General features: G+C 43.7%; 11 protein-coding genes. 9 read left to right on the top strand and 2 right to left on the bottom strand.

Annotated elements, in window-relative coordinates:
• Positions 1-99 precede the first annotated feature (99 nt).
• The 6 genes from GC097_RS08595 (at position 100) to GC097_RS08570 (ending at position 6,562) form a co-directional block, all read left to right on the top strand.
• Positions 100-1,587 carry a sugar ABC transporter ATP-binding protein gene (locus GC097_RS08595; protein WP_216625705.1) on the top strand — a complete coding sequence of 496 codons (1,488 nt, stop codon included), beginning with the start codon at positions 100-102 and terminating at the stop codon, positions 1,585-1,587.
• Positions 1,587-2,561 carry an ABC transporter permease gene (locus GC097_RS08590; RefSeq protein ID WP_312875634.1) on the top strand — a complete coding sequence of 325 codons (975 nt, stop codon included), beginning with the start codon at positions 1,587-1,589 and terminating at the stop codon, positions 2,559-2,561. The genes GC097_RS08595 and GC097_RS08590 overlap by 1 nt, the downstream gene beginning before the upstream one ends.
• A 35-nt stretch (positions 2,562-2,596) precedes the next feature.
• Positions 2,597-3,649: a substrate-binding domain-containing protein gene (locus GC097_RS08585; protein ID WP_171682923.1), complete on the top strand. Its 1,053-nt coding sequence runs from the start codon at positions 2,597-2,599 to the stop codon at positions 3,647-3,649.
• 21 nt (positions 3,650-3,670) lie between these two features.
• Positions 3,671-4,633 (top strand): sugar phosphate isomerase/epimerase family protein, encoded by a 963-nt coding sequence (locus GC097_RS08580; RefSeq protein ID WP_171682922.1) that lies wholly within the window; start codon positions 3,671-3,673, stop codon positions 4,631-4,633.
• A 20-nt stretch (positions 4,634-4,653) separates the two neighbouring features.
• On the top strand, positions 4,654-5,787 hold the full coding sequence (locus tag GC097_RS08575; RefSeq protein WP_171682942.1) for a Gfo/Idh/MocA family protein: 1,134 nt from the start codon (positions 4,654-4,656) through the stop codon (positions 5,785-5,787).
• A gap of 292 nt (positions 5,788-6,079) precedes the next feature.
• The gene (locus GC097_RS08570; RefSeq protein ID WP_171682921.1) at positions 6,080-6,562 is read left to right on the top strand and encodes a GNAT family N-acetyltransferase; all 483 of its coding nucleotides are present in this window, start codon (positions 6,080-6,082) and stop codon (positions 6,560-6,562) included.
• A gap of 45 nt (positions 6,563-6,607) precedes the next feature.
• Here GC097_RS08570 and GC097_RS08565 read toward each other — a convergent pair whose 3' ends face one another.
• Positions 6,608-7,336, bottom strand: a complete 729-nt coding sequence (locus tag GC097_RS08565) for an SDR family oxidoreductase (protein ID WP_171682941.1) — start codon at positions 7,334-7,336, stop codon at positions 6,608-6,610.
• A gap of 192 nt (positions 7,337-7,528) precedes the next feature.
• Between GC097_RS08565 and GC097_RS08560 the strand changes: the two genes are divergently transcribed.
• Positions 7,529-7,867, top strand: coding sequence for a winged helix-turn-helix transcriptional regulator (locus tag GC097_RS08560; RefSeq protein ID WP_171682920.1), 339 nt, complete (start codon positions 7,529-7,531; stop codon positions 7,865-7,867).
• Between the two features lie 97 nt (positions 7,868-7,964).
• Complete coding sequence (locus GC097_RS08555) at positions 7,965-8,318, top strand: hypothetical protein (protein WP_171682919.1); 354 nt, start codon at positions 7,965-7,967, stop codon at positions 8,316-8,318.
• A gap of 87 nt (positions 8,319-8,405) precedes the next feature.
• On the opposite strand, the gene GC097_RS08550 is transcribed toward GC097_RS08555, so the two are convergent.
• Positions 8,406-10,871 (bottom strand): PAS domain S-box protein, encoded by a 2,466-nt coding sequence (locus GC097_RS08550; RefSeq protein ID WP_171682918.1) that lies wholly within the window; start codon positions 10,869-10,871, stop codon positions 8,406-8,408.
• A 159-nt stretch (positions 10,872-11,030) separates the two neighbouring features.
• Here GC097_RS08550 and GC097_RS08545 point away from each other — a divergent pair, with 159 nt between their 5' ends.
• Entirely contained in the window at positions 11,031-11,480 is a 450-nt protein-coding gene (locus GC097_RS08545) for a putative iron-sulfur cluster-binding metallochaperone (protein ID WP_171682940.1), read from the top strand.
• Positions 11,481-11,726 lie beyond the last annotated feature (246 nt).

Here is an 11,726-nt window from a genome sequence, read left to right as displayed (position 1 = left end):
AGGAAAGTGAAGTTTTAACATCGTTTTATTCATTGTTGACAAGGTTCAAAACCTCTATCATCAAAGTATGGATGGTGAGAAGAGGAGGAGAAACATGGGATGCTGGTAATGAAAAATATTAGTAAAACTTTCAATGGCATGAGCGCGCTTGATAACGTGAATTTGGTGTTAAAACGGGGCGAAGTTCTCGCATTAGTGGGAGAGAATGGCGCAGGCAAATCTACCCTGATGAAAATACTCGCGGGCATTCATGAACCGGATGAAGGAGAAATTCTGCTAGATGGAAAACAGGTGAAAATTCATTCACCTACGAGTTCTCAGAAGCTGGGAATCGGTATTATTCATCAGGAATTGAATTTAATCTCTCACATGACGGTTGCAGAGAATGTGTTTTTGGGGAGAGAGCCTCGCAAGTTGGGCGTATTCACGGATAAGGAAAGCATGGTAGCTGAAACGCGGCAGCTCCTGGAAAGCTTTCATTTGGACCTGGACCCCAACGCAAAGATTCATTCATTAAGTATAGGTCAACAACAAATTGTTGAAATTGTGAAAGCGTTATCGCTTGACGCAAGCATCCTCATTATGGATGAACCCACAGCCGTACTTGAGGAAAGAGAAAGTGCCCGGCTATTTGAACTGATCCGCAAGTTTAAAGCAAGAGGCACCTCCATTATCTATATCTCGCATCGCTTGAACGAGTTGCGCCTGTTCTGTGACACCGTAACCGTTATGCGCGATGGACAGAATGTAGCGGCATTACCGATGTCAGAGCTAACCGAACGTTCAATAGCCAATCTAATGGTAGGCCGTGAATTGAATGAATTGTTCCCATCCAAAGCATCTAAATTCGGTGAAGAAGTATTGAAGGTAGAGAATTTGTCGCTTAAGCCTTATTTCAACAATGTGAATTTCAGCGTACGCAAAGGTGAAGTTGTAGGCTTCTCGGGGCTGGTTGGCGCAGGTAGAACGGAATTGGCCCGTACTTTATTCGGCGATTGGAAGCCGGACACAGGCAGGATTTATTGGAAAGGAAAACAGGTTCATTTGCGTAATCCCGTAGACGCGGTTGCGTTGGGGTTTGGCTTCGCAACAGAGGATAGAAAACAATCCGGGTTATTTCTAGATATGAGTATTACGCAAAATATTACAATCGCAGTTCCGAGAAAAGTGAGCAAATGGCAGGTGATTAACCGAAAAACCGAGGATCAAACCGTAGACCGGAAGGTGAAGGAATTAAATATTAAGGCAAATAAAGTAACCCAGCCTGTGAAGAGCCTGAGTGGCGGTAATCAGCAAAAAGTAGTTATCGCCAAGTGGTTGGCAACGGACTGTGAACTCTTCATCCTGGATGAGCCGACACGAGGCATTGATGTAGGAGCCAAGAGCGAAATCTATCATCTAATCTCGCGATTTGCGGCGGAAGGAAAAGCAGTCATTGTCATCTCATCGGAATTACCGGAGCTTCTTGGATTATGTAACCGTATTCTAGTCATGCATCGCGGGACTATTCATGGAGAATTAGATCATACAGAAGCCAATGAACAAAAAATAATGGCATTAGCAGCCGGAATAGCGGAGGGAATGTAGTGGCAAAAGTAGTTGATTTGAGTGCACCCCCCACCCCTAAAAACAGATTTGGGGTAAAAGTAATTTGGGAACAATACAGTGTCATTTTTGCTTTTATTGTCCTTGTTGTGTTGGCCTCTGTTTTAAGTGAGCATTTCCTCAGTGTAGCTAACATTACCAATGTATTAAGACAAATTTCAATCGTAGGCATTATATCTGTAGGCATGACGTTTGTCATTATTTTAGGAGGCATTGATTTATCCGTCGGTTCCATCCTGGCGCTATCCGGTATGGTGATTATGGCTGCACAGGTCACTTACCATTTGCCGATTGGTATCTCGATTTTGCTGGGCTTGGCGATGGGAATTATACTCGGCCTCATTAACGGATTTATGATTACCTATGGCAAAATCACAGCATTTATCGCCACGCTCGCCATGATGACCATTGCGAGGTCACTCGCACTTTATTATGCGGATGCTGGTGCGATATCAGGAATGAATTCAAACTATGCGAAAATTGGTAACGGATATTTACTCGGAATTCCTTATCCTGTGTTGATCTTTGCGTTTATTGTGCTCATATCCTTTGTCGTATTAGAAAAGACAGTCTTCGGCAGACATATTTATGCCGTAGGCGGTAACAGACAGTCCGCACGTTTATCGGCGATTTCGGTCATACGGGTGACGATCATTTCTTACATGATTTGTGGATTCACCGCGGCTATTGGTTCGATCATAGAAACCTCACGCTTAAATTCAATTTCGACTTCAAGCTCGGGGAACATGTATGAGTTGGATGCGATAGCTGCTGTAATCATAGGTGGGGCTAGCCTATCCGGAGGGCGGGGCCGCATCATTGGTACATTATTTGGTGTTCTGATCTTAGGGGTTTTGAGTAATGTCATGAATTTGCTTAATATTTCACCCTATCTGCAGGGGGTGGTCAAAGGGCTGATTATTATAGCGGCCGTTATGCTACAAAAGAAAGAATAGCAAGCCATTTAAAATTTATTCTCAGGAGGTCTACTATGTTAAAGAAAAAATGGTTTCATACCGTAGTTGTCATGATTACCTTAACAGGTGTATTAGCGGGTTGTACGACATCGGATAAAGTGGCATCTACAACAACGGAGCCTGCGGAAAAAGCGACTGAAACGCAGAGTGTGACTGCCGCTGGCGGCGAATATACGTTAGGAATTTCGGTGCCTTCGGCGGACCACGGATGGATGGGCGCTCTCGTAGCGAATGCGAAGGCGGAAGCACAGAAGCACAAAAACGTGAAGCTTATTATGTATACAGCGAGTGATCCTGCTAAGCAGACCTCGGATATTGAGGATTTGATCACGAAAAAAGTCAATGCCATTGTGATGCTGCCAATTGAGTCCGCTGCCTTAACACCAGCTGCTGATAAAATTGCAAAAGCTAACATTCCTTTGATTGTTATTGATCGCGCTGTAAATACAGAAAACTATCGTACGTATATCGGTGGAGATAACTACGGGATTGGTTTCGGGGATGCCAAGTATTTGGTAGCAGAGATGACGAAGCGTAATGGAAAACCAGAAGGAAAAGTGGTTGAAATTTCCGGAGTTCCATCTACGGTTACCGATCTCAGGTCGAAGGGTTTCCGCGATTACCTCAAAGATTACCCTGGTATTCAGATCGTTGCTACGCAGCCAGGTGATTTTACAAGAGAAAAAGCCTTGAAAGCAATGGAAAATATTTTACAGGCAAATGCAAAAATTGATGGCGTTTACTCGCAAGACGATGATATGACGATTGGTATCGTTCAAGCTATTCGTGATGCGAAGCGTGATAAGGAAATGTTTATTGTAAGCTCAGGCGGTGAGAAAGAAATTTATCAAATGATGAAGGAAAAACAAAAGCCTGATGTGATTGTATCCTTAACTTATTCACCGACGATGAGCGGTTCAGCTGTTAATCTGGCTGTTAAGCTGTTAGAGGGCAAAGGTGTCGATGGCTTCTGGGAGAAAAGTATTCCTCATCACATCATTCTGGATGCCGCTCCAGTTACACCGGCAAATGTTGACCAATATTATAAAGCAGATGCAAACTACTAAAATTTGCAGGAGAGTGTTTCTATGAAATTGGGCGTGTTTGCAGTACTGTATGGCGAGAAAACGCTCGAGTCAGCTCTTGATCTTGTTCAAAAGGCTGGATTGCAAACGGTAGAAATCGGTACAGGAGGATATGTGGGCAAAGCCCACATATCGCCTTCCGAGGTTTTACGCGATGCAGGCAAGATCGCTGACTTGAAACGAATGGTGGAGCAGCGCGGTCTATCGATTAGCGCTTTAAGCTGCCATGGAAATCCGCTTCATCCGAATGCAGCCATCGCGGCTGAGCATCATGAAGATTTTCAGAATACTGTGCGTCTAGCGGAAGCTTTGGGTGTTGAAACGGTCATTACTTTCTCAGGATGTCCAGGTGATTCAGACACGTCCCAAAGTCCATCGTGGGTCACTTGTCCATGGCCGCCTGACTTTTTACAAGTACTGGACTGGCAGTGGTCGCAGAAAACAATTCCTTATTGGCGTGAGCAATCCGCCTTCTGCAGGCAGCATGGTGTTCGCGTAGCGATTGAGGCGCATCCAGGCTTCGTCGTATACAACACTGAGACGGCTTTGCGGCTTCGTCAAGAAACCGGAGATAATATCGGCGTTAACTTTGATCCTTCCCATTTATTTTGGCAGGGGATGGACCCTGAAGAGTGCATTAAGAAGCTTGGAAAATCGATCTACCATGTGCATGCCAAAGACACGAGGATCGATGCGCGCAATACTTCGTTAAATGGCGTCCTTGATGTAAAGCCTTACAGCAATGAGCTTGAACGTTCATGGATTTTCCGTACGATTGGCTATGGGAACGATATGAACGTGTGGAAAGGAATCATCAGCACGTTGCGCAAGGTAGGCTATGACGGAGCGATTAGCATTGAGCACGAGGATAGCTTAATGTCGACCGATGAAGGCTTCAAGAAGGCTGCGGATTTCCTGAAAGGGATCATCATTGGTGAACAGGCAGGTGAAATGTGGTGGGCTTAAAACCAGTGATCAATGTGGGGATGGTTGGCTACAAATTTATGGGCAAGGCTCACAGCCATGCTTATAAGGATGTAGGCATGTTCTTTGAACTTGATGCAGATGTTTCTATGCAAGCTATCTGCGGTCGCGATAAAGACGGCGTACAGGCTGCTGCTGAGAAATTCGGATGGTCTAGCTATGAAACCGATTGGCAGCGCTTAATCAACAGGGATGATATTGATTTAATTGATGTGAATGCTCCAAGCAATGCGCATAAAGAGATTGTACTCGGGGCTGTTAAGGCCGGTAAGCATGTGTTCTGCGAGAAGCCGCTAGCCTTGACGCTTGCTGATGCTAGAGAGATGCTGCAAGCAGCAGAGCAGTCGGGTGTCAAGCATGCGATTTGCTTCAATTATCGTTTCCTGCCTGCCGTACAGTTGGCCAAACAAATCCTTACGGATGGCCAAATTGGGGATATTCATCATTACAGAGCAACCTATTTGCAGGATTGGTTGGCAGATCCCGACTTTCCGTTAGCATGGCGCCTCAATAAAGAGGTAGCCGGTTCCGGTTCACATGGGGATTTAAATGCCCATTGTATTGATTTAGCTCGTTTCCTGATCGGCGATTTTGAACGCGTAGTCGGTCACAGCAAAACGTTCGTACATAAGCGCCCAATCCCCGCATCAAGCCAGGGTCTTACAGCCGTAGCATCGGATGAGACGGGGGATGTCACTGTGGATGATGCGACGTCATTCTTGGCTGAATTTAAGAATGGCGCGATGGGGACATTCGAAGCAACTCGTTTTGCATATGGTCGAAAAAATTACCAAACCTTTGAAATATACGGCAGTAAAGGCGCCTTGCGATTTAATTTGGAACGACTCAATGAATTGGAAGTTTACTTTAAAGACGATCCGCCGCACCTTCAAGGATACCGTACGATTCTTGTAACAGAAGGCGTACATCCCTATACCGCCAATTGGTGGCCGCCAGGTCACACGATCGGGTATGAGCATGCATTCATTCATTTGGTGTATGAATACATTCAAAGCATCGTGAATGGTTCTGATTTTGCACCTAATTTCTATGATGGTGTGCAGTGTCAGCAAGTGCTGGAAGCCGTGGATCAATCCATTGAGAAAGGCGCATGGGTACGCGTTGAGGAAGTGTAAAACGGGAAAATCCCTGTTGAGGTCTAGCGGGATTGACACCCTACCGCAGATAAAAAATGAATATCTAGTTCGAGAAATTCTAAGAAAAACGAAGAACTGCTCTTTCGCAAAAAATGCGAACAGAGCAGTTCTTTTATCATTGTTCTACGGAAACTAAATCGGCAGCACAGTTCGATGATATTTTTTTGTTGTGCCAAGTTGGTTTGTAGGATACTTGAATTAGTTGAACTATTTGGCTAATCATATTAAAGTTAATAAATTATAATTATTTTGATATTGGGGGAATGAAACCATGCAAATACGTGAAATTGAAGAACAAGACAATCAAACAATAGAGCGAATTATTAAAAGCTCATTGGAATCATTTAACCTAAACATTCCGGGAACAGCATATTTTGACCCTCAACTGAGCAGTCTGGCCCAATATTACAAGGAACAACCAAATTCAAAGTATTGGGTTGCCGTGAACGAACAAAATGAAGTGGTAGGCGGTGTGGGGATTGCACCATTTGGGCAGGAACCGGGAATTTGCGAGTTGCAAAAGCTTTACATTGCACCCGAAGCTCAAGGTATGGGTCTGTCGAAAGATCTTATGAAAGTAGCACTCGACTTCGCCATGGAACACTATACACACTGTTACTTAGAAACATTGAAGAAACTTCAAGCAGCAAATCTCCTTTACATCAAATTAGGTTTTCAACAACTTGAAAGACCACTAGCTGGTTCAGAGCATAATGCTACGGACGCTTGGTTTATAAAAGATTTATCGTTTTAACGAGGAACGAAGCTGCCGGCACGATCGGCAGCTTCATTACGTCCATCACCTTAAAATATAACCGCCATCCGGATAGAGTGTGCTTCCAGTCGTATACCCATTGGTCATTAAATAGACCGTAGTATGAGCGGCTTCGTAAGCGTGGCCGACCCGACCCAGAAGATTCAATCGGGTATACGCTTCATAGGCTTTATCTCTGACGGCTTGCTCAGCACCTTCCCAGTTAAAGGAAGTATGAATCGTACCCGGAGAGATCACATTTACTCGAACGGGGGCAAGCTCGACAGCTAGTGCTTTTCCAAGGCTTTCTATAGCCCCGTTGCAGGCAGCATAAGAGGCTCCGTCCGCCAACGGCCGTTGGCTAAATGCTCCAGACATCAAGACTATCGAGCCATTCGGGTTCATATAGGGTACTCCATATTTCACAGCATGGTATTGCGGCCAAAACTTGGCATCGAAGCAGCTTCGTGCCACATCCAAGTCAGAGGTAATCGGCCCTCTTACATAGGAAGCGCCTGGAGTAAATAAATGATCAAAGCTGCCAATCCGATCAAAAAAAGTCTTTAATTCCTCTACGTTTCGGTTATCTAATGTAAAGATTTCAATGCCATCATTCCCAAGCCATTGACGGGCTTTTTCCAACTTATCCAATGAACGACCGGCAATAACAACCTGCCCGCCCTGTTCAATCGTTTGCTTGGCAACGGCTAGACCTATACCGGAACTGCCGCCGATGATGACGACTCGTTGATTTTGTAATGTGTTATGGGGCAATGTTTTCACCTCTATACAGTAATGAGAATCGCTTACGATTACTATTATTAGACAAGCTCATCTTGCTGCCAAGTACGCACTTTTTTCGTACTTGGTACGAAATTTCATACGAATAGAAGCTTAGGATCGGGAGAAGTCATCGTGCAAAAGTTGTCCACAGCAGGTATCATAGGGAGGAGGGGGCGTATAACCATGGATTTAAAAGAACCTAGGCTCAAAGGAGTACTTGCAACACTTCAAATGATGGGCGGCAAATGGAAGCCGCTTATATTATTTATATTGTTAGTGGACGGAACCAAACGATTCGGGGAGCTTCGACGTCTTATTCCGGATGTATCGCAAGGTACATTGACAAAGCAGCTGCGCGAGCTTGAAGAGGATAAGTTGATTGAGCGTAGTATCTATCAAGAAATTCCTCCGAAAGTTGAGTACAGCTTAACGGAGCACGGCAGAACGCTATCCTCGGTATTGGACAGTATGTGTGGTTGGGGACGCAAACATTTGGAGCTGGTAGAAAGCCGCAAAGATTAAAAAGAAGGCTTCGTCCAATCAGATAAACCCTTGAATGAATAAGATATTAGAGAGACGTGACTTTTTCGCAATATCTTATTTATGAAGGGGAGTATGTATGATTCGTAAATATACGACGGGACCTCTAAATAACCTAACGGAGAAAGACAAGACTGTTTCCAAAGATATTGTTGTGAACTCGCTAAACCAGCATCAACATAAGAATGCCAAAGTAAGAATCAAAGTGTATGCATTAAACGGAAAGAAGAAATTGATTCATAATGTTGCGTTTATTGTGAAACCGAATGCATCCACATACAATAGCTTATTTGTGGGAAATGCGAAGCAGTATGAAGTCCAATTTATTACCAATGAAATGAAGGTTCAATTTGCATCGTTTGGGATTAGTCCGAAAGATCGTTATGTTGCCGCACATCGAGTAATTAACAGTGAATTAACTAGAATCGTATGAGTTTACTGAAAGCCGGTTCTTGATTATACAACAACGCCTAAGTCGGGGATTCCGATCTTAGGCGTTGTTTTTTATGACGCCCGTTGATTACTTAAAGGGCAAATTAATTTCAACTGTTGTTCCTCTGCCGACTTCACTTTCAATGTGAATGGTTCCGTGATGCTCCTTGATTATTTTGTAGCAAACCATTAAACCTAGACCTGTTCCTTTCTCCTTCAAGCTGAAAAAGGGTTCGCCAAGGTGGGCAATTCTGTCTTGCGGTATACCGTATCCTTGATCTTTGACTCGAACCGCAACGGAATCCTTGTTATATTTGATCATGATATCAATTTGTCCGCCGTGCGGCATCGCTTCAATGGCATTTTTCACAACATTGATAAACACTTGTTTAAGCTGATTTTCGTCGCATTCAATGAACCGATCCTCAGATTCCGACGCTATCAAAATCTGTACATTGTGCATGGTCGCAAGGGGATAGAGAAAAGAAGCGACCTGCTGAACGACATCTCCTAATTTCCTCCTTTCAAATTTTACGATTTGCGGCTTTGCCACGGTCAAAAATTGGTTGGCAATCCATTCCATTTGTTCAATTTCGGTTAACATGACATCCAAGTACCAACCGTCTTTATCGGTTGTTTGGGACTTCAGTAAAGTGAGGAATCCTTTGAGTGTCGTAAGCGGATTGCGAATTTCGTGGGCAATCCCTGCCGCTAGCTGACCGACAACGGCAAGTTTCTCCGTTTTACGCAGCAATTCTTCTGTTTGTTTTAGTCCCGTAATATCTCTTGAAATTAGCACATACGCAACGGTATTGCCTTTGCTGTCAAAGAGCGGGGAGGCGTAATTGCTGACATTGATCAGGCTGCCATCCTTGCGCTGTCTAACGGTTTCATAAGGGATGACTTGACGGGAACTGAACATATTGTTGCGAATTTCATCTAGTTCCCACATCAGGTGGTCAGGAATCGTTGGGTTCATTTTACCGAGCAGTTCCTGTTCCGTCCAGCCATATATTCTTTCAAAAGATCTGTTGGCTTTTACAATATGAAGATTGGCGTTAACAACGAGAACCGCGTCTTCGGTATTGCCGAAGTAGAACTCAAGCTGTTCTTTCGTAGACTTCAAGTCTTCAGAGATTTGTTGATGATGCGGAGCGATATCCCGGACTGCTTCATAAACGCCGACGATTTCGTTTTCCACAATGATAGGAAAGCTCTTTACCGAGACAAGAAGACTATGCCCCTGCTTATGTCGGAATGCCGTATCATATTCCTGCTGCTTTCCCCTTACCGAATTGGCAAAAGCCCGTAATTTTTGTTCGATGTAGTCAGGAAATGTGAAGTCTTCGACCATGATGTTTCTCAGTTCACTCGCATCATAGCCAAGCATTCTTTCCGCAGCCGGATTGGCGTCGAGGAGAATTCCTTGTAAATCATAAGTAAAGATGGCGTCCGGATGATGTTCGAATAGCGACTTGTAAAATTGATCTTGTTTTGAAACTCTTTTCTGACTTTCAACTGCATCGTTTTTACTGAGTGGTGATGAGGATGCAGGGAACTGGCGGAAATCCGGTAAATAGTTGAAAACGGCAATGTCCGGCGGAAGGACATTTACAATCGAGCCAATGGCCACTCCACCGTAAAAGTAAGGCGAGAGTTCAAATAACCACAACTTATTGTCATCCTTCAATTCCCAGTTTGTCTTTGAAGGAAAAGATTCTTTAATAAAAGATGTATGATCGAAACAATGATCAGGCGAGATCCAGCCTTTTTTGTATAGCAGTTGAGAAGCTTTGATGACTCGTCCCCCGCGGTCTAAAACCGCTAGCGGCAGGGTCGTTCTTTTGGTTTGCTCAACAAAATATTGAGACAACCGGAAACGTTCGAATTTCAATTGGCTATAAAGCATATTTTCGATATCTTGGGCCACCATAACAACGGCATCCAGCGATTCCGGTTCAAATACCGTCCAGAAGCTAGTTAAATCGATAACACCGAGTACTTTCCCTGTAGCGGGATCGTGAATGGGGGCAGCTGAACATGTCCAACCATGAATTTCTTGGCAAAAATGCTCGCTGGCAAACACTTGAATCGGGACTCCGGTGGCGAGGGCTGTTCCAATTGCATTCGTCCCTGCGCTGCCTTCGCTCCAATCTGAACCGGGCGAGAAGTTAATGTCTTCCGCTTTCAACATTAAAGACATATCGCCGTCAAAGTAAATCATTTCACCAGCCGCATTGGAATAAGTCACGAGGTAGCCGGTATTTGCGGCAAGCTGCTTCAGTTTCTTTAAAAACGGTTCGACCATTTGGAATAGCGGATCAGACGTCACGTACTCTTGAATTTGATCAATTCCTAAGTTATTAGAGGCTTTACTAAGGAGAGGATGGACCCCTTGCTCCATGCAACGCTGCCAAGATTGGTGCATAGAAGTTCTGACATTAAGCTGTGAGAAGCTTCCGGACATAAACTTTTCCCATTCGTGTTCGATCGTTGCTTTTTCACTTTTGAGAGAACGGCTAAGACGAAATGTCTCGAATCTATGATTTGCCATAATTACATCCAATGCCTCCTGCCATAACCTCAATGATTGTTACGGAATTGATAAGTATGGGGTTTTCATTAGGTATTATATTATAATAAGAAATGGATTCCCATAATTTATAGGAAATTTTACATTCTCCTATGATCGGGAGTGAAAGGAGTGATATTTATGGATAGTTGTTGTCAAACACCCACAAATCCTAAAACGATATACACTTGCCCTTCTTGTTTGCGGAATGGCAAAGCTGTCCCGTCAATTACTCTAAAAGCAATGCTTAAACCTTCTGCATTAGAGAACTTTCGACCTGAAATATCATACGCTTTTTGCTCCACTCCATCGTGTGATGTTGTGTATTTTTATGACTTGCAAATATTTAACAAAGATACGCTCAAAGTCCCGGTTTTCCAAAAGGATAATTCAACAGAAGTACCTGTTTGCTACTGTTTTAACTGGACAAGAGAGCGTATAAAGTCAGTGCAAGATAAAAAACAACCTATTGACCACATTCGAGAACAAGTTCAAGCAGATCGTTGTGGTTGTGAAGTAAACAATCCGCAAGGCGCTTGTTGTTTAGGCAATGTCACCGTATTTGTTAGGAGCCTCGAAACGTTACAATAGTAGTGCAATAAAACAGCGGCAGTTTAGGACTTGATTTTTTTCGGTCCAAGCTGTCGCTGTTTCCATTTCTATAAGGCGAAGAAGCCAAAAAATTATAATAAACGGATAAGTAATTCTATTTTTCTATCATAATGTAAGTGCTATCATTTTGATCAAGGCAGCGGAAACCTCGTAAATCCTATGAGAGCTGCTACCAGAGTTGAGACAGCAATGATTATTTACATAATGTACAACAGATGGGAAGTT

This window comes from Paenibacillus planticolens (assembly GCF_013141725.1).
In the GTDB taxonomy this organism is placed as follows: domain Bacteria; phylum Bacillota; class Bacilli; order Paenibacillales; family NBRC-103111; genus Paenibacillus_E; species Paenibacillus_E planticolens.
This window is presented reverse-complemented; position numbering and strand designations above follow the sequence as displayed.

Bases quoted from the DNA above. Each gene is read 5' to 3' on its own strand.
- GC097_RS08595 (WP_216625705.1), top strand. From the start codon at position 100: ATGCTGGTAATGAAAAATATTAGTAAAACTTTCAATGGCATGAGCGCG.
- GC097_RS08585 (WP_171682923.1), top strand. From the start codon at position 2,597: ATGTTAAAGAAAAAATGGTTTCATACCGTAGTTGTCATGATTACCTTA.
- GC097_RS08580 (WP_171682922.1), top strand. From the start codon at position 3,671: ATGAAATTGGGCGTGTTTGCAGTACTGTATGGCGAGAAAACGCTCGAG.
- GC097_RS08575 (WP_171682942.1), top strand. From the start codon at position 4,654: ATGGTTGGCTACAAATTTATGGGCAAGGCTCACAGCCATGCTTATAAG.
- GC097_RS08570 (WP_171682921.1), top strand. From the start codon at position 6,080: ATGCAAATACGTGAAATTGAAGAACAAGACAATCAAACAATAGAGCGA.
- GC097_RS08560 (WP_171682920.1), top strand. From the start codon at position 7,529: ATGGATTTAAAAGAACCTAGGCTCAAAGGAGTACTTGCAACACTTCAA.
- GC097_RS08555 (WP_171682919.1), top strand. From the start codon at position 7,965: ATGATTCGTAAATATACGACGGGACCTCTAAATAACCTAACGGAGAAA.
- GC097_RS08550 (WP_171682918.1), bottom strand. From the start codon at position 10,871: ATGGCAAATCATAGATTCGAGACATTTCGTCTTAGCCGTTCTCTCAAA.
- GC097_RS08545 (WP_171682940.1), top strand. From the start codon at position 11,031: ATGGATAGTTGTTGTCAAACACCCACAAATCCTAAAACGATATACACT.